Genomic DNA, 16,305 nt, shown 5'->3' with positions numbered 1-16,305 from the left:
GCAATCTCAGGCACGCGCTGTCGAACGTCGTCAAGGATCGTGTTTGTTGTGAGATCAACCATATCGACGGTTGACGGCGTTCTGCCGGTCAAGAGCTCGGCGTAGCGGCGCTGACCTCCAATATCGGGATATCGCCGGCAATCCACTCCTCAATCCAACCGAGAAAGCGAGCATCACTTTCCACCGGAAAGCCCGCTGCCACCTTGGCCGCGATTGACCGTCGCCATCGCACCCGACTATCCTCAGGCGTCGAGGTCTCACTGGGTTATACCGGAGGCTCTGAAACCATCAATGAGCTGCTTTGGCGTCGGCGCTGATCGAAAGAGCGCGGAGGACCGCTTCCGGCTCCTTTTCCATGATCCGCAGCAAGGTGCGTGCAGCACCAGAGGGCTGCCGTGTCCCCTGTTCCCACTTCTTGTAGCCGGACGGGCTGGTCCCGAGCACCGTCGCCATTTCGTCCTGGGTCAGGTCGAGCTGTTTTCGAATGGCTTTGGCATCAACGGTGCCAAGATCCACGGCTTGCAGCCGCATACCCGGTACGTCCTTGCCCTGTGCATGCGACAAGGCTTCGGACATGGCCTGCATGAGGTCGGCACCAAATTTCGTCATCTCACTCATGTCTTGCTCCTGTTCGCTACCTTGATTGCATTTGCAAATGCGGCGACCGTCTTGGCTTCTTCCGGCTTCAGATCCGTCTTCTCATTCTTGCCGTAGGCGAGAAGCGCGTAGATCGGAGCCGCCTCGCTATACCAGTAATAAATCACGCGCGCCCCGCCGCGCTTACCTTTGCCCTTGGCGCCGAACCGAACCTTGCGGACGCCACCGGTACCCGGGATCTCGTCGCCGACGGCCGGATTTGATGCAAGGAAGTCGATCAGTTCCTTGCGTTCCTCTTCGGTGAAGAGCTCTGCCGCCTGCTTGACGAATAAAGGCGTTTCAGCAACTGTCTGCATGTCATTCCTATAACCCAATGGGTTACTATATGGGCCTCTTCCCGGATGAAGTCAATGGTTACATGCGTGAGACAAAAGGCACCTGATGTGGATCCCATTTCGATCACTGCCTGATGGCTGTTCCCCCGGTAACCATAAGCCAATCTATTCTGGTCCATTGAGGCTCCAACGTCTCAAGGAGCACACGACATGCAAGTTTCCCTTCTCTTCAAAAAACCAGAACGAGTGGTCGCGATTGCCGCGGTCGTCACCTGGCTCGCCTCGATTCTATAAGCAATCGCGGTATCGTGAGTACGGGCTATCCTATGGATATTTTCGGAAACCACTTGGGGCCGCAGAAGGACTGAGTCTTTCTGGTTACGGTCGTGCGGAATTTTGCCTTCGACGAAAGGTGTCATGTGACCTTTTGCTCAGGCGCGTTGCAATTCGTGCTTAATATGTGCGTGTGAATGCGGCGCGACCTGAACCACCCCGCACCTTTGTTTCGCGGGGTGGACGTCTGCATGCATTCACCAAGCGGCTGACAAAAGCGTTCGCTCGCGCCGTGAAATGGCTTAAAGCCACTTCAGATTTTCTCTTTCCATATCCCCGAAGCAATCTGTGGGCATTTGGTCGCCGTCGCAGACGTGGCGACGTCTCAGGTCTTAGCCGCAAGTGATCGTTGTTTGTCCAATCAGCTTTCTGGCGCGCAGATCAATGGCCGTAGCTCCTGCACGATCACACCGACCCCCGGCGAAACCATGGCGCCAGTCCAATTGTCGGAAAAGGTCCCTCCCCCGTCGGCGGCCGAAAGCCAGATCACCTCGTTCGTCGCCAGTTCGATTTTGACCTCGCTGCCGATCGGACTGTCGGCCACCGTCTGGACATAGTGGCGCTTGATGGGATGGCTTCGTCCCTCATGATCGACCAGACTGTTTTCTTGGTAGTTCAGGTTTATCGTACCGTGATCCGGATGGGAGGTGCAGTCGGTCGATCGTTCACAGCGAATGGTCGACGAGAACGTGCATGTCCATAGCAAGCCGCTGCGCCACATGGGATTATCCGCGGCGCTTGCGGTTGTTGTCGCCAGCAGTAGGACGGCGATAAGCGGGTGCTTTGAGGCCACGGTCACTCCCATCATTGTCCGGATGAACCGCATCCCAAGCGGACAGATGGAAGAAGTAATTATAGTTTTTCAAGATTGCAAGGCAGAATGATCGATCAGTCCACTTTGACTTCCGCTTTTTGCCCCATCATCAGCACTTGCAAGGGGATCTTCAGATTTGTGCTGATCCGCGTGATGACCTGCAGCGACGGGTTGGCGGAACCATCAAGGATCTGGAGATAATAAGGCGATGTGATCTCGCAAAGGCTCGCCATCTCCTTCTTGTTGAGGCCGCGCTTCTCCCGCTCGCGCTCCATGGTCATCGCCATGTTTCGCAGGATCATCGTGCCCAGGTCAGTATCGGTCTTCTTACGCTTGCTCGTTGCCATCTGATTAATTATATTTAATTGTCCATTGTGTCATGTGAGAGGTGTCCATGTCGGTCAAAGTCAAACGAATGAACGTCGTCATTGGAATTCTTCTGTCTGTATCGGCAACTGTGTTCGCTGCTCCGGCGGCGGCGAGCGAATGGGGCTGCGAAGTGTTGCTGTGCGCAGCGTCGTCCAATCCGTCGTGGCGGGGCGTTGCCTCCTGCCATCCGCCAATGAAGCGGCTGATCTCGGCGATGAAGAAGCCCGGCTTCGATTGGCCAACCTGCCCGGCAGCCGGCACAGGCTCCCCCGGCTTTGAGCGTTATGCTGCATGCCCGAAGGGATATCAGGTGGGAAGTCGGCAAGATAGGAACGGTTTTGGCAGAGAGCAGAACCTCTGCGTAACGACAGTGAATATGTGCCAGGGCAGGACGCACGGCTTCTATAACTCTGATCGACAGCAAGGCTGCATACAAACGGTCTCCATATCCCGACCGCTCAAGTCAGAGCCCTATTTCTTTGACATCAAGAATGAAACCTCAGGTCAAACCGAGCGGCATTGGTTCGAACTCCACAAATAAACACTTTTGATCGGTTAAGGAAGGTTTAAATCGATGCGACACGTGAATCGCCACACCATTCTCGGGCATGTTGGGAACCTGGTGGAACTCAAAAATGTGCTGAAGGTCAACATTGCCGCGAACCGTGAGTGGCAGGCCGACGGGGAAAAGAAAACGGCCACCGATTGGGTGCAGGTCACCATTCTCGACAAGAAACAGGCGGAATGGATCACACAGAACGTCGGTTCCGGCGATCTCGTCTATGTCGAATCCCGGATATCCAATTCCAGCTACGAGCGCGACGGCGAACAGGTCTACACCACCGATATCATTGCGCAGCTGTTCAATCTGGTCACCAAGAAAGCCGCTTGAGCCGATGTGAGCCTTTGAGGCCACCGCCCGTTCCGGCCGGCCGCGCCCTATGCCCATGGCACGAAGCCGGCCGGTGGCCGTCTTCGCCGATGCCGGTAACGATCGCTTGTCCTCTCGGTCGCTTCGCTCCCGAAATCGAGGCCGTACGGGCCACATGTCTCTTCCGCCCCATGACATCGTCCCCCAGGCCGGTCAAGCGGCCCGTGAAGCCGGGTCATCCTCCGCACCAGCCCGCCCTGTGGTCGGACCCGAGAAGATGACCCGCCTTCCGCGCCACGCCACTTGACAGTCCCGGTTGCCGTCGCGGGGCGGGCTTTCGCCCTCCCCCTCTGTCCGGGGGAATGTCAGAGGCCATTCCCCCGGACAGAGGGGGGAGGCTTCGCCCGATTGGGCTCCCCTTCGGGAAACGGGAATTTAGGAGACAGACCCATGAGCATTTACACCCAGACCGCCCGCTTCGATACCGGCCGCGCCATGACCGAAACCGAGATGCGCCAGATCGCGCCGTCCATCTTCGCTGTCAGGGCCCATGAAAGCCGGTCGGAACGTTTTAAGCCGATCCCGACGATTGAGGTTCTGCGCGGCCTGATGCGGGAGGGCTTTGTGCCGGTAGGCGCCAAGCAATCGAACAGCCGCATCGAGGGAAAGGCCGATTTTACCAAGCATCTCATTCGCCTGCGCCGTGTCGACGATGGCAAGGTCTATAATGTCGGGGATATCGTCTGCGAAATCCTGCTGAAGAACGCCAATGACGGGACCAGTGCCTATGAACTGATGGCCGGTCTGTTCCGTGTCCGCTGCCTCAATTCTCTGGTCACCCAGACCGGCACGATCGATGCCATCAAGGTGCGCCATTCCGGCGACGTTCAGCACAAGGTTATCGAAGGCACCTACCGCGTGCTGGGCGAGGCCGAACGCACGCTTGCCGCTCCACAGGACTGGTCAACCCTTCGGCTCAATCGGGAGGGATCCAACATTCTTGCCGATGCCGCCCATGTGCTACGGTTTGGAGATGGTGACGGTGAAACGAAGACGCCGATCAAGGCCGAGCAGTTGCTTCTTCCCCGCCGCCATGATGATCGCGCAGAGGATCTTTGGACCGTCTGGAACGTCGTTCAGGAGAATGCGATCAAGGGCGGTTTGCGTGGCGTCGGCCGTGACGATCTTGGCAGGCCGCGCCGTGTGAAGTCTCGCGCCGTTAATGGCATTGATCAGGATATCAAGTTAAACAAGGCGCTATGGCTTCTCGGCGAACGGATGGCAGCGCTGAAGGCTTGACCCCCCTGCCGAATAAGGCGTCGCCGGTAACGGTGGCGCTTTGCCCTCCCTTCCCATAGCCGCCTGCGTGGTAGCTGTCCCTTGCCGCTATCGAAGCGGCGGGTCAGCTTCGAGGGGTGCCCCAAAGCCCCACCCCTCGCACTCCCTTCCCGCCCGTCGGCGCGAAATGGCTTGCCAAATTGCTTTTAAACCCAAGCCTTGAATTTCAGTTATTGCAGTTAATCGCTGCGACCTCTATATTGACCGCACAGGAGATCAAGCCATGGCCAGCCACGTCGTGAAATTTGTCGGTCTGTCGGACCGTGACCGGAGACAAGTTGCGACCCTGCCGAAACTGGCGGCGGGCGATCGCATTGAACTGCATGTCCGACGCAGCGACGGTGTGGACCAAACATTGGCGCTGCCACTGGCTGCAGCCGTTGCCATCGAGACATTGATCAATCGGCTGTCGCGAGGGGAAAATGTCGCTCTCCTCACTGAGGATCAGGAGTTGAGCCCGTCAGATGCATCCGAAATTCTCGGGATTTCCCGACCTCTTGTGGTGCTGCGGATGGACCGGGGTGATCTACCCTTTCGCTATGTGGGCAAACACCGCCGCGCGTTGCTGAGAGACGTCTTAACGCTCAAATCCAAACTGGACACCCGTCAAAAGGCTCTTGAGGCGCTGGCAGACGATACAGAGGACTTGATCGGCACCCATGGCCTCTAAACCGCTTGTCGCGGTCCTTGATGCCTGCGTTCTCTATCCCTTCCATCTTCGCAACCTCCTTGTTCAGGCCGCTTTCGACGGTCTTTTCGATGCGCACTGGTCCGACGACATTCACGCAGAGTGGATACGCAATCTCGCCGCAAACGCTCCGCATGTCACGGTGGATCGACTTGAGGTCACGCGCGACCGGATGAAGGATGTTTTGCCGCAAGCAAATGTCAGTGGTTACCAATCTCTCATTCCCGAACTGGATTTGCCCGATCCGGATGACCGGCACGTCCTGGCGGCCGCCATAACCGGAAAAGCAACACTGATCGTCAGTTGGAATATTAAGGATTTTCCTATCGAAAATCTCCGATCGCATGGCGTGGCGTGCATCACGCCCGATGCTTTTCTGGTCGAGCTTTACGGCCAGTTTCCCGAGGCACTGATCGACAGTGTCGCTCGTGCCCGAGGCAATCTTCGCAAATCGTTGCCTTCAAGCGAAGATTTTGTTGGGGCCGTGGAACGCCAGGGTCTGGCGGCTTTTGCCAAAATCCTCCGCCAGAATACGACAAGGATCGATTGATCGGCTGCTCCACAGCGACGCAGCCAGCACGGATAAAAAACCAGGTTGTCTGGGCTTTGAGCGCCGATAGCTTCGCGGGGTACGGCCAAGTCCCACACTCTCGCATTTCCTTCCGGCCCACCGGGTTTGCTCGTCATTATAGGCGCTCGTTGCAAGCGAGGTGTGTTCCCCTGCCCTGCATTTTTTCTGACTGTCCCGCCTACAAATGTTAGGAACGCACAATCTGCCCTATGCAAGTTCCGCGGTCTTCTCCGAGGATTTGAGGCAAAGCCCTTTGTAAGTGCGTTGCGCTTTGCCGATTTGCTTACGCGAGAGATGGCGACACCAACCGACGGGTTGGCGCGCTCTTTGCCGGGCGCCGCGCGGTTCGAGGGGAGCCCGGCCCCCTCCCCTGTCCTGGATCCAGGGCTGAGGGCACTCACAGCCATCGTGGAGTTCATTCTGCGGTATTGTTCGACTGTTTTCCAGCCGCAGTGCCGTCAGACGGCGCGCCCGCGGCCGGAGCGAGCCGAAAAGGCGAGCGCAGCCAAGCGGAGGAAACCCGCGCTTCCGCATTGCGCTGTAGGGTTTTCCGGAGCTTGGTGGAAAACGGTCTTTTTTTTGGCGTTTGAGTTTTTCCCGTCTTTGCGCCTCTAAACGGTGCGCAGCGCGCGGCGGCAGTCGGTCCCGCCTCCCCTTCGGGCCACTATGTTGAAGCTCCTACGGCTGCCTTCTTCCGCTCCCTGCGCGCCGAGAATTCCCGAAATCCCACCTGCGAGCGGCGCTATGCTGATTTCTCCGATACTCTTCATTTTTCGCTGATCGTGCCTTGGTCGTTGGCACTCGCACCGGCACGAACGCCCCGCCAGGTCCCCCTCCCTGCCCGCCCTCACGGCATGGCCGCTGGGACGGGTTAATTGGTTTCTCTGCGTTACGCGTCCAGCCAGTTTTCGAGCTTCAGTCCGGGATACGCCAGGAAGTCTCGCGTATTGTTGGTAACCAGGACCGTATTCAGGGCGATTGCGTGTGATGCGATCAGTTTGTCGAGATGATCTTTCTTCCGGTCTCTTGTCGCCATTCGAACCGGACCATAGGCACGCGCTGCTGCAATCCCAAACGGCTCTACCGTGATCAGCTCGGCCAGGGCTGCGAGATTATCAAGTTCCCGTGCGGGATCATCGGATGCGGATACACCATACTCGAGTTCGGCGAAGGTGATGGCGGACATGACCACGTCTCCCACATAGCAACTGGCAAAGCGGCGGGCGACCTGCTCCGGCTGGTTTTTCATCAGGTAGATACACATGTTCGTATCGAGCATGTAGCGCGCCATCAGATCTTATCCCGTTCATCTTGCTCATGGGACTCTCTTCCGTCACGCATAAAATCCGGAGAGAAGCGGGCGAATACATCCAGAACGCCGGCCAGGGAGCGATGCACAGGACGGATGCGAAGCTCGTCGCCGACGCGCTCGATTTCCAACTCGACATCGGTCCGGTCAAACGCTAGTTCGGCCGGGATACGCACGGCCTGCGAATTTCCGTTTTTGAAAGCTCTCGTGGTGTGCATAGCGCGCATCCTTGTGTGTACGTGGATGTACAATAGCATTTTATTGATCAAATGTACATCCCTCGTGTGCACACTGACGATGTGTTTTTGGCTGTGATGGCGCATAACGCACGAGGCGGGCTCAACTGTGCCGCATCGTGTTCTGCTCGACCGAACCCGCAAACGGGTGCGATCCATTCGGGGTTACGATCTCTTACACGGCGCGTTCTCGTGTAAAAGGGCGAGAAGTTGAGAGCGCGACCCGCGCTCACATCTGTAAGGAGCATCCGCGAGGCGCGTATGCGCATCTTCTCCGTGACATGCCGCTCTTACGATTGGCCGGTGCTCGCGCCAATGGGCAAGCGCGCCAGGGCGCTGTCGGCCGTGAAGATAAAACGGCTTTCACCGCCAGGGCGTCAAACCTTCCGTTTTTTCTTCCCGTCCGACCCATGACCCGATCTCCGCCCTACCGGGAGCGGGCTTACGCCCCCTCCCTTCGTTCCGAGGAACGTGTGAGCACGTCCTTCGGACCAAAGGAAGAAGGCTTCGCCCACTGCGGGTTCGAAACCCAAAGGAAACGGGACATCAGGAGATCCTATCATGACGACGACCATCATCATCGAACTGAACAAGCTGGATGCAGACCCAAAGAACGTCCGCAAGACCTACTCCGCAGACAGCATTGCGGCGCTTGCCGCATCGATCAAGGCCAACGGCGTTCTGCAAAACCTTGTCGTGCGGACCGCTGAAAAGAAGGGACGGTATTTCGTCACGGCCGGTGAGCGCCGCAGACGGGCATTGTTGCTGCTGTTGGAGCAGGGCGAAATTCAGAAGAACCACGCGGTTGAGTGCAAAGTGCGCGACAGCGAGGATGCCACGGAGATCAGCCTAACGGAAAATGTCATGCGCGAAGATATGCACCCGGTGGATGCTTACGAGGCCTTCAGCGCCTTGGCGGATCAGGGCAAGGCGATCCCTGACATTGCCGCCCGTTTTGGAACCACGGAAATCATCGTGCGCCGCCGTCTGGCGTTAGCGAAGGTCTCCCCCAAACTGTTGGACCTCTACCGCAAGGAGGAGATGACCTTCGAGCAACTTTCCGCCTTCACGGTTTCCGACGACCATGAGCGACAGGAACAGGTTTGGAATGGCCTATCCACATGGGATCGTCATGCAAGCCGGATCAAGTCGAACCTGTTGACGGACGAGGTTGCCAGCACTGACCGGCGGGTGAAATTCGTCGGCGGGCTGGATGCCTATGAGCAGGTAGGCGGAACCATTCGTCGCGATCTGTTTGACGCGGACGGCGGAGGCTATGCGCTTGATGTCGCATTGCTCGACAGGCTCGTATCCGAGAAGCTGGAAGAAGCCACGGTGCCATATCGTCAGCAAGGCTGGAAATGGGTGGAAGCGACTTCCGAACGCCCGGAATGGATGTTCAATGTACCGCGTGTCTATCCGGTGGAGGTCGAGCTTTCTGACGAAGTTCAAGCTGAATACGACGCGCTTTGCCAAGAGCATGACGAATTGGCAGAAATGATCAACAACGAGGCTGAGGAGGAGGGGGCACACGAGCGCGTTGATGCGATCAACCGGCGGCTGGACGAGATTTCCGAAAGCAAGGAAAGCTATTTGGCCGAAGACAAGGCGAGAAGCGGCATCGTGCTGTATGTCAACTATCACGGCAAGCTGGAAGCGGCGATTGGCATCATCAGGAATGAGGACGAGGCCGCAGACGCGGACGACGGCGAAAACGGGAACGCCCCCGCAAGCGTTAAAACCAAGGATGACACCCCGAAGCTTACTCACCCGGCAACCCTGATCGAGGATTTGACGGCACAGAAGACCGCAGCGCTTCGCGTCGAGCTGGTCCACAATCCCGATGTGGCGCTTGCCGCCGTCGTTCACGCCATGCTGCTGCGTGTTGCTTACACCGGCTATGTGTCCGAGCAAAGCGCCCTGCAAGTGTCGCTGACTTATGAGCGCGTCGAAGGGTCGATAAAATCGCCGGAAAAGTGCAGGGCCGTTGCCGATTTCGACAGCGTACAGGAAAACTACGGGCATAAAATCCCCGGAAACCCTGCCGACCTGTTCGAGTGGTGCCTTGCACAGAGCCGCGAAGAACTGCTGCTCCTGCTGGCCTATGCGGCAGCCCACTCCGTCAACGCCGTGGAGAAGAAATTCACTGACCGCCGATCTGGTATCGAGCAGGCAAACCAGCTTGGTCGTGCGCTCAATGTGCGGATGACGGATTGGTTCGAGACGACCGCCGACAGCTATTTTAATCACATCAATCGGCAAAGCATTGCTCTCGCTGTGGCGGAAGCCAAGGGCGAAGACGCAAGCCTATCCGTGAAGGCAGCGGGTAAGAAGACAGAGGCCGTGCTGATCGCGGACAGGCTGGTTGTGGGAACCGGCTGGCTTCCGGCTCCAATCCGGATTGCATCCGACCCGAGCGCCGAGGCAAATGTCGAGATCGACGATGACGAGGCCCAGTCCCTGCCGATAGCAGCGGAATAACCCCCGCCGATGCTATCCAGCCGGTCGCGCTTCTTCCGCGCGGTCGGCACCCTGTTTAAGACAGAGCCACCTATTTGACCTACCCTAGACATTTTCCCGCCCGCGAGCGCGGTCCAGGGCATCGAACCCCGGCCCGCGCTTTGCTTCGCAAGCAGGATCCGCGCAGCGCTGGAATCACGCGAGCGCCTGTCTCGCGCGAGCGTTTATATCCGGTACGACATTGGCTGGATGAGGCCGCATGTGATCGGGCGCTGATGATGTGGCTTGTTGTCGGACCCGTCAGCAACGGATTTTCTCTTAAATGCGAAAGGAACAATCTTCATCCCGCGTACTGTGATCGTGCCCGCAACCCCACGCAGCTGTAAATCGCTAGCGCAATCAGCGTTCCTGTCCTGAAGACCGGCGATCTTGTCAGGGGAGGCTCCCGGGATGGCATGGTGGTGAAGCCGATCTCGATGTTTCGATGGGCTCGCTGCGTGATCAGCCTTCTTCCCAGATGCAGTCAGTTCCGTACGAGCCCCAGCTCTCGGCGAATGTCGTTGCGAGGATGCCGATGGTTCTTCCGGTAAGTGGTGTTTAGTCGCTTGGTCGATTTCAGGTAGATGCGTCTGGCGTCGATGGGTGGCGATGCGGGTTTCGGTGAAACGGGCGGCGTTATATCCGGAGACATCTGCGCTGATCTCCTTTGTACGCGATGCCTTCAGATGGATCACTAAGGCCGGTCGTCACGCCCGCAACCCTCGATCGGAACGATTTTCCCCGATCCTACAAATCTCCTCGCGCTGCAAAATCGTCCCGCTCTCAGGTGCTGCGACCCTTCGGGTGCGGCCGTTCCTGTTCCCGCCCTTTTGTCGTGTCCATCGGCAACGCAAACAAAGGAGATACAGCAATGTCCGACCTCGTAAACTTCATCCGCTTCACTGAAACCGGCCTCTCTGGCAACATCGCATCCATGGCTTATGACATCGATTTGACCGGCGAAGAAATCAGCAGCACCAACCCGAAAGCGCCCGTTTATCGCATCCTTGCCAAGACCCCTAGGGGACGCTCCGTAGAAATCGGCGGCATCTGGAAGAAGATCAATCAGAACGGTAGTGGCTACTACACCCTCTCGGTCAATACCGGATACGGACGCCTCAATGCCAATCTCGGGCGCTTCCCGGGCCAAGACGACGATGATCTGATGGCCGTCATTCCCTGGGATTGATTCAGCGAGGTGCGGCCCCAGTGCGGGGCCGTACCTGAACGATCGGCTGAGTCGTCCACCTGACCTCGGTGTCGAAAGCTTGTGGTGGCGCGGGTGGAGGTCGAGGTGGCAAACCTTCTCGCCGGCCCAAGTGGGAACTACAGGTCGCGCTGAACTTTACAACTGTAAAGTCCTGCGCCGGTGATTGGTGGTGTTAACTTTTCATTAACGAAAAACTCCTTGAAGAATCGGAGTCTCTCTGGCATTTCTGACGGTAAGGGTCGCGTATCGTGACCATAACCGTCAAGGGGATTTAATGCTTTACTCGGCTTCTCATAACGTCAGAGATACCGCATCGAAGATCCAGGCGTACACGTCGAAGCTTTCGGCGGAGCTTCAAGATATGCGCGAAGCAGTCTATCCACCAGCCGCACGAAAAACATTCGCGAGAACATTCTCGACCCTCGATCTGGTACGATTGCTGGGAGTACCTGAAAGCACCCTCAGGCAACTAACGATCGAAGGGAAGGGACCTGTACCGGAGCGCGCCGAGAACAATCGGCGCACTTATACGGTAGACCAGGTGAAAGAGCTGCGCTCATTTCTCGCTACCCTTCGTCCGGATGATGCCGGTGAGCTTTTGCCGTACCGCCGTGAGGGCGAGAAGCTGCAGGTTATCGCCACTGCGAATTTCAAAGGGGGAAGTTCGAAGACGACGACCTCGATGCATCTGGCCCATTTCCTCGGCTTGCAGGGCTACCGGGTGTTGTGCATGGATCTGGATCCACAAGCGTCCATGACGGCGCTTTTTGGTATCCAACCGGAATTTGATCTCGGCGAAAATGAGACTGCCTATGCGGCGATACGCTATGACAACGAGCGCCGAGCCTTGGCAGATGTCATTCGACCTACTTATTTCCCAGGCGTCGATCTGGTGCCAGGAAACCTCGAACTCATGGACTTCGAGTTTGACACCCCTTCCTACCTTACACAGAGGAATAGGGACGACCTCGGTCTCTTTTTCGAGCGGCTCAGCAATGCGCTAGCTCGTGTGGAAGATCGTTATGACATTGTCATTCTCGACACACCGCCATCACTTGGCTACTCGACGCTCGCAGCACTGTATGCTGCGACGTCGCTGATCGTGACGGTTCATCCAGCCATGCTCGACGTGGCGTCTTGCAATCAATTCCTCATCATGATTTCCGATCTTTCCGAGACGCTGGGCCAGTTCGGCGCCCAGTTTGAGCATGATTTCTTCCGGTTCCTTCTGACACGTGTGAATCCGAACGACGGACCGCAGAAGTACATGTCTGGAGTCATGCGACGTCTTTTTGGTGATGACGTACTCGTGTCGGAGGCTCTGGAGTCGACTGCTATTGCTGGCGCAGCCGTCGCTAAAAAAACGCTTTACGAGCTTGAAGTCGGCGAGGTTGGTCGGGAGGCGCTGAAGCGAGCGATCGAAAGCGCGGATCGTGTTAACTTCGAGATCCTTCACCTGATCCACAAGGTTTGGGGGCGTAGCGTATGAAAAAGAGCATACTTCAAAGAATGGCAGCGGATGCCGAAAACCGCGGTGATACGGCCCAGGTCCCTGAAGCGCTGGACAAGGCTTTACCTTCTCGACGCCACTCATCGCCGGTCATTTCAAACGTGGGAAGAGTGCTCTCGCAGTTGACCGAAGACAGCATTATTTCCCTCGATCCCGCGAAAGTGGAGCGCTCTCCTTACAAGGATCGCTTCGAAAATGACGAAGAGGCTGACAAAGAACTTGAAGCGCTGAAGTTATCGATTGCAAGCGAAGGGCAGAAAATACCCATTCTTGTCCGACCGCATCCCACGAAGAGCGATCATTATCAGTTGGCCTACGGGTACCGTCGCTGGGCGGCTGTCAAGGCGATCATGGCGGACGCCGAAAGACCGGAGGCCGTTAAGATCAAGGCATACGTCCGTGATCTCACAGATCGCCAGCTTATTGAGGAGCAGTCTCTCGAAAACGGCGTTAGGGAGAACCTCACGTGGATTGAGCAGGCAATGTGGGCCGTGCAGCTAAAAAGTGCAGGGCTCTCTCATCGTGCGATATGCCCCATCCTTGGTTTGTCTGAGGCGGCTATTTCGCACCTGTTCCGGGTCACCGACATCGTTCCTGAAGATATTGTCTACGCTATTGGTCGTGCAAAGGGCGTGGGCCGCCCCAAGTGGACTGCATTTGCGGACCTCTTGAAGAGTTTGAACAAGGCCGAGGCTGTGCGCCGGATTGTTAAAACAACAGAGTTTAAGCAAGCCGATGGAGCGGAGCGGATCGCGCAGGCAATCAGAGCTGCAAGTGAGATATCTAAGCACGGCGAAGGGAAAGCGCAGGATGAGATCCGCGACTTCGCTGTTAACCAAAGAGTTTTCGGGCGTATGAAGTCTACGTCTTCTGGGACGACCGTAATCATTCCCAAAAAAGAAGCAGCATTTGCGCGCTGGCTGGCGGATCGAATGCCGGATCTGATGCGCGAATATCAATCGGCCGACCCCGCGCAATAGGGCGGGGGGTCACAGCAAGAGTTAAGCAAGGTCGAAGGAGAGACAAACCGCAAAAGAAAAAGGCCCCCAAACGTTTCCGTCGTGGAAGCCTTCCTCACATGTAGCAATCTGAGAATCGCATTTTCACGAATCACAGTCAAGAGTCTTTGGCATCGTTTTGGTGAGCGGATTTCTTTTGCCTTTTGAGAGGTGAAGGAAAATGCAGAGTGGAAGTGTGACGACGCCCTTTGGGCGGCGGCCGATGACGCTTGCCTTGGTCAAAGGTCAGCTGGAAACAGCAGAGCGTAGCGAGAGCAAGCCCGTAGATAAGTGGAAAGTCTTCCGGGATCTCTGTGAGGCGAAGGACGTCTTTGGCCTTCAGGACCGATCTCTCGCAGTGCTGCACGCGTTGCTGAGCTTCTATCCGGATACTGAGCTCTCGGACGACAATGGTCTTGTCGTATTCCCGTCGAACACGCAGCTGTCGATCCGGGCGCACGGCATCGCCGGCACAACACTGCGGCGCCATCTCGTTGTGCTCGTTGAGGCTGGCCTGATCCAGCGCCGCGATAGCCCGAACGGTAAACGTTATGCGCATCGGAGCAGGGGAGGGGAAATCGAGGACGCGTTCGGCTTCAGCCTGGCACCGCTACGTGCGCGTGCTGCCGAGCTGGCTGGTCTTGCCCAGCAAGTTGCTGAAGAGCGCGTGCAGTTCAAGCGTGCCAAGGAAGCTTTGACGCTTTGCCGGCGCGATGTGCGCAAGCTGATTTCCGCTGCCATGGAAGAGGGCGCTGACGGCGATTGGGCAAAGATCGAGGCGATGTATGTTGGCCTTATTGCGCGCCTTCCGCGCGCGCCGAGGCGCCACGATGTCGATGCCGTGCTCGAAGACATGCGAATGCTTCGCGAGGAAATCGTCAACGTCCTGGAAATTCAGCTAAAAGCAGAAAAAACCGACGGCAATGCTATCCAGGATGGATGCCACATACAGAATTCAAATCCCGAATCTACTTCTGAACTTGAACCTCGCTCTGAACAAGAGCAGGGCGAAAAGCCGGAGATAAAACCGAAACGGGTTGCCGAGCCGTTGAAGGCGTTCCCGTTGAGCATGGTGTTGAGGGCGTGCCCGCAGATGGCGGATTACGCGCCGGGCGGCCGAATTGACCATTGGCGTGAGTTGATGTCGGCTGCCATTGTGGTCCGGTCGATGCTCGGCGTCAGTCCTTCGGCCTACCAAGAGGCCTGCGAAATTATGGGGGCCGAGAATGCCGCGGTTGCGATTGCCTGCATCCTTGAGCGGGCAGGGCATATCACCTCGGCCGGCGGCTACTTGCGTGACTTGACCCGAAAGGCGGCGCGCGGCGAGTTCGGTCTCGGGCCGATGCTGATGGCGGCGATCAGGGCGAACGCCGGAGATGAGAAGCGGAGCGCATGATGAGCCCCGCGTCCACCTGGTCAGGAAATGTCGGGGATACGATCTGCGATCTTTTCGAGATAGTCGTCGATCGCCTCTTCGATATAGGCGTTGAACTTGCGGCGCTCTATTGCGGCAAGGATCTTCAGCGTCTTGTGAACGTCGGCGCGGATATGAATACCGGTGGTCACTTTTTCTGTGTCGCGGAAGCGCTTGCCGGCGATCGGATCGCGGCTCTCGCCTTTGGCGACCATGTCGCGAAGCTGTTGACGGCCAATCGGCGGCTTGTTAGTCGAGGCTTGATGGACGCCCTCGGTTTGCGGAGGAGGGGAGGCGATCTGCTTTTCCCGCACGGACGGCTTTTGCCGGTTGGTCGAAATCAGCCCGAGAACAAGGTTCTTGCTGTCTGGTCCGTCGCTCATGCTTGAACTCCCTCGGCGGTCGATCTGTAAAGGGCGAGAATTTCGCCGAGCAGCGTTTCCATCTCGGCAATGGCTTTCGGGTCGGGAGTTGCAACTGTCTGGAGCGTGCCGGCGGCGCCGATCGATTGATAGCAAGCGCGCCGGGCGATCGGCTGCGAGGCAAGCGCAACGCCGCTTTCCCGCAAGATTTCGCGAAGCGGCGCATGCGCCTTGGCGCGTCCGGTGACCAGATCGTGCTGGGTGATGACGATCAGAGAGGGTAGTTTACGTTTTTGGTCGTCTTCGACGACGGGAATATGATTGAGCGCCAGTTGCATGCCGGCGACCACATCGTCCTGGGTGGTCTGGAGGGGAATGAGGACGATATCGGCGCAATAAAGACCCGCAAAGAGATTTTCATTCGTCGTCCCCTCAATGTCGACAAAGACGATCTTACCCTCGCGCTGTCGATCCAACGCCATTCTGTAAATGCGATCCGGATCCAGGCAGCTTTCCGCCTCAAGTCTGTCGGGCCAGACCTCCATCTGCTTCGACATCGTCACCCATCGCATTGTGTTGGCACGGCTGTCGGCGTCGATGAGAAACACGTCGTTTCCGGCATGGGCGGCTGTTCCCGACAGCGCCCGCACGAGCGTGGTTTTTCCGGTCCCGCCTTTTGGGTTTGCGATGGTGACGATCATGGAAGCTCCTTTCGTTCCGAAAGAAACTATAATTAACCGTCTCCGTCTCTTCTGGCAACGCTTCAATTGCCCGTTGCTGATTGGCCGCTGATGATTGATGATCGACAATTGCCAGCTGTTCATCATCAACGGGGAACGACCCATTGGTGA

18 protein-coding genes are annotated in these 16,305 nt (G+C 57.3%); 10 read left to right on the top strand and 8 right to left on the bottom strand.

Features of this window, described 5'->3' with window-relative positions:
- Positions 1-288: 288 nt before the first annotated feature.
- The 4 genes from ACSQ3J_RS29515 to ACSQ3J_RS29500 form a co-directional block, all read right to left on the bottom strand.
- Positions 289-618, bottom strand: a complete 330-nt coding sequence (locus ACSQ3J_RS29515; protein ID WP_318417464.1) for a helix-turn-helix domain-containing protein — start codon at positions 616-618, stop codon at positions 289-291.
- Positions 615-953: a type II toxin-antitoxin system RelE/ParE family toxin gene (locus ACSQ3J_RS29510; protein WP_436040924.1), complete on the bottom strand. Its 339-nt coding sequence runs from the start codon at positions 951-953 to the stop codon at positions 615-617. Before ACSQ3J_RS29510 ends, ACSQ3J_RS29515 begins: the two co-directional genes overlap by 4 nt.
- Before the next feature lie 673 nt (positions 954-1,626).
- Positions 1,627-1,986: a hypothetical protein gene (locus ACSQ3J_RS29505; protein WP_436040923.1), complete on the bottom strand. Its 360-nt coding sequence runs from the start codon at positions 1,984-1,986 to the stop codon at positions 1,627-1,629.
- Positions 1,987-2,153: 167 nt separating this feature from the next.
- Positions 2,154-2,426 (bottom strand): helix-turn-helix domain-containing protein, encoded by a 273-nt coding sequence (locus tag ACSQ3J_RS29500; protein ID WP_436040922.1) that lies wholly within the window; start codon positions 2,424-2,426, stop codon positions 2,154-2,156.
- A 47-nt stretch (positions 2,427-2,473) separates the two neighbouring features.
- On the opposite strand from ACSQ3J_RS29500, the gene ACSQ3J_RS29495 reads away from it, so the two are divergent.
- The 5 genes from ACSQ3J_RS29495 to ACSQ3J_RS29475 all read left to right on the top strand — a co-directional run bounded on the left by ACSQ3J_RS29495 (position 2,474) and on the right by ACSQ3J_RS29475 (position 5,895).
- Positions 2,474-2,989, top strand: a complete 516-nt coding sequence (locus ACSQ3J_RS29495; protein WP_436040921.1) for a hypothetical protein — start codon at positions 2,474-2,476, stop codon at positions 2,987-2,989.
- A gap of 33 nt (positions 2,990-3,022) precedes the next feature.
- On the top strand, positions 3,023-3,340 hold the full coding sequence (locus ACSQ3J_RS29490) for a single-stranded DNA-binding protein (protein ID WP_436040920.1): 318 nt from the start codon (positions 3,023-3,025) through the stop codon (positions 3,338-3,340).
- Positions 3,341-3,769: 429 nt separating this feature from the next.
- The gene (locus ACSQ3J_RS29485) at positions 3,770-4,618 is read left to right on the top strand and encodes a DUF932 domain-containing protein (protein ID WP_436040919.1); all 849 of its coding nucleotides are present in this window, start codon (positions 3,770-3,772) and stop codon (positions 4,616-4,618) included.
- 262 nt (positions 4,619-4,880) lie between these two features.
- Positions 4,881-5,327: a hypothetical protein gene (locus ACSQ3J_RS29480; protein ID WP_060503966.1), complete on the top strand. Its 447-nt coding sequence runs from the start codon at positions 4,881-4,883 to the stop codon at positions 5,325-5,327.
- A complete protein-coding gene (locus tag ACSQ3J_RS29475; RefSeq protein WP_060503964.1) occupies positions 5,317-5,895 on the top strand; it encodes a PIN domain-containing protein in 579 nt (192 codons plus the stop codon). Before ACSQ3J_RS29480 ends, ACSQ3J_RS29475 begins: the two co-directional genes overlap by 11 nt.
- A gap of 910 nt (positions 5,896-6,805) precedes the next feature.
- Here ACSQ3J_RS29475 and ACSQ3J_RS29470 read toward each other — a convergent pair.
- The gene (locus ACSQ3J_RS29470; RefSeq protein WP_060503963.1) at positions 6,806-7,207 is read right to left on the bottom strand and encodes a type II toxin-antitoxin system VapC family toxin; all 402 of its coding nucleotides are present in this window, start codon (positions 7,205-7,207) and stop codon (positions 6,806-6,808) included.
- Positions 7,207-7,494: a type II toxin-antitoxin system VapB family antitoxin gene (gene vapB / locus ACSQ3J_RS29465; protein WP_244482066.1), complete on the bottom strand. Its 288-nt coding sequence runs from the start codon at positions 7,492-7,494 to the stop codon at positions 7,207-7,209. Before vapB ends, ACSQ3J_RS29470 begins: the two co-directional genes overlap by 1 nt.
- A 528-nt stretch (positions 7,495-8,022) precedes the next feature.
- On the opposite strand from vapB, the gene ACSQ3J_RS29460 reads away from it, so the two are divergent.
- From ACSQ3J_RS29460 to repC, 5 genes are all read left to right on the top strand, one after another.
- Entirely contained in the window at positions 8,023-9,942 is a 1,920-nt protein-coding gene (locus ACSQ3J_RS29460; protein ID WP_060503960.1) for a ParB/RepB/Spo0J family partition protein, read from the top strand.
- 889 nt (positions 9,943-10,831) lie between these two features.
- The gene (locus ACSQ3J_RS29455; RefSeq protein ID WP_060503958.1) at positions 10,832-11,149 is read left to right on the top strand and encodes a DUF736 family protein; all 318 of its coding nucleotides are present in this window, start codon (positions 10,832-10,834) and stop codon (positions 11,147-11,149) included.
- Positions 11,150-11,444: 295 nt separating this feature from the next.
- On the top strand, positions 11,445-12,659 hold the full coding sequence (repA, locus tag ACSQ3J_RS29450; protein ID WP_056319937.1) for a plasmid partitioning protein RepA: 1,215 nt from the start codon (positions 11,445-11,447) through the stop codon (positions 12,657-12,659).
- Positions 12,656-13,660, top strand: coding sequence for a plasmid partitioning protein RepB (gene repB / locus ACSQ3J_RS29445; RefSeq protein ID WP_436040918.1), 1,005 nt, complete (start codon positions 12,656-12,658; stop codon positions 13,658-13,660). The genes repA and repB overlap by 4 nt, the downstream gene beginning before the upstream one ends.
- Positions 13,661-13,859: 199 nt before the next feature.
- Positions 13,860-15,074: a plasmid replication protein RepC gene (repC, locus tag ACSQ3J_RS29440; protein ID WP_060503954.1), complete on the top strand. Its 1,215-nt coding sequence runs from the start codon at positions 13,860-13,862 to the stop codon at positions 15,072-15,074.
- A gap of 20 nt (positions 15,075-15,094) precedes the next feature.
- Here the strand turns inward: repC and ACSQ3J_RS29435 are convergent, their stop codons facing one another.
- Positions 15,095-15,475: a hypothetical protein gene (locus ACSQ3J_RS29435; RefSeq protein WP_060503952.1), complete on the bottom strand. Its 381-nt coding sequence runs from the start codon at positions 15,473-15,475 to the stop codon at positions 15,095-15,097.
- Positions 15,472-16,155 carry a ParA family protein gene (locus ACSQ3J_RS29430; protein WP_060503950.1) on the bottom strand — a complete coding sequence of 228 codons (684 nt, stop codon included), beginning with the start codon at positions 16,153-16,155 and terminating at the stop codon, positions 15,472-15,474. The genes ACSQ3J_RS29435 and ACSQ3J_RS29430 overlap by 4 nt, the downstream gene beginning before the upstream one ends.
- Positions 16,156-16,305 lie beyond the last annotated feature (150 nt).

Source organism: Rhizobium sp. LjRoot98 (genome assembly GCF_964252935.1).
Lineage (GTDB): Bacteria > Pseudomonadota > Alphaproteobacteria > Rhizobiales > Rhizobiaceae > Pararhizobium.
This window is presented reverse-complemented; position numbering and strand designations above follow the sequence as displayed.

Excerpts from the sequence above, each read along its gene's own strand:
- ACSQ3J_RS29515 (WP_318417464.1), bottom strand. The coding sequence starts at position 618 with ATGAGTGAGATGACGAAATTTGGTGCCGACCTCATGCAGGCCATGTCC.
- ACSQ3J_RS29510 (WP_436040924.1), bottom strand. The coding sequence starts at position 953 with ATGCAGACAGTTGCTGAAACGCCTTTATTCGTCAAGCAGGCGGCAGAG.
- ACSQ3J_RS29505 (WP_436040923.1), bottom strand. The coding sequence starts at position 1,986 with ATGTGGCGCAGCGGCTTGCTATGGACATGCACGTTCTCGTCGACCATT.
- ACSQ3J_RS29500 (WP_436040922.1), bottom strand. The coding sequence starts at position 2,426 with ATGGCAACGAGCAAGCGTAAGAAGACCGATACTGACCTGGGCACGATG.
- ACSQ3J_RS29495 (WP_436040921.1), top strand. The coding sequence starts at position 2,474 with ATGTCGGTCAAAGTCAAACGAATGAACGTCGTCATTGGAATTCTTCTG.
- ACSQ3J_RS29490 (WP_436040920.1), top strand. The coding sequence starts at position 3,023 with ATGCGACACGTGAATCGCCACACCATTCTCGGGCATGTTGGGAACCTG.
- ACSQ3J_RS29485 (WP_436040919.1), top strand. The coding sequence starts at position 3,770 with ATGAGCATTTACACCCAGACCGCCCGCTTCGATACCGGCCGCGCCATG.
- ACSQ3J_RS29480 (WP_060503966.1), top strand. The coding sequence starts at position 4,881 with ATGGCCAGCCACGTCGTGAAATTTGTCGGTCTGTCGGACCGTGACCGG.
- ACSQ3J_RS29475 (WP_060503964.1), top strand. The coding sequence starts at position 5,317 with ATGGCCTCTAAACCGCTTGTCGCGGTCCTTGATGCCTGCGTTCTCTAT.
- ACSQ3J_RS29470 (WP_060503963.1), bottom strand. The coding sequence starts at position 7,207 with ATGGCGCGCTACATGCTCGATACGAACATGTGTATCTACCTGATGAAA.
- ACSQ3J_RS29460 (WP_060503960.1), top strand. The coding sequence starts at position 8,023 with ATGACGACGACCATCATCATCGAACTGAACAAGCTGGATGCAGACCCA.
- ACSQ3J_RS29455 (WP_060503958.1), top strand. The coding sequence starts at position 10,832 with ATGTCCGACCTCGTAAACTTCATCCGCTTCACTGAAACCGGCCTCTCT.
- repA (WP_056319937.1), top strand. The coding sequence starts at position 11,445 with ATGCTTTACTCGGCTTCTCATAACGTCAGAGATACCGCATCGAAGATC.
- repB (WP_436040918.1), top strand. The coding sequence starts at position 12,656 with ATGAAAAAGAGCATACTTCAAAGAATGGCAGCGGATGCCGAAAACCGC.
- repC (WP_060503954.1), top strand. The coding sequence starts at position 13,860 with ATGCAGAGTGGAAGTGTGACGACGCCCTTTGGGCGGCGGCCGATGACG.
- ACSQ3J_RS29435 (WP_060503952.1), bottom strand. The coding sequence starts at position 15,475 with ATGAGCGACGGACCAGACAGCAAGAACCTTGTTCTCGGGCTGATTTCG.
- ACSQ3J_RS29430 (WP_060503950.1), bottom strand. The coding sequence starts at position 16,155 with ATGATCGTCACCATCGCAAACCCAAAAGGCGGGACCGGAAAAACCACG.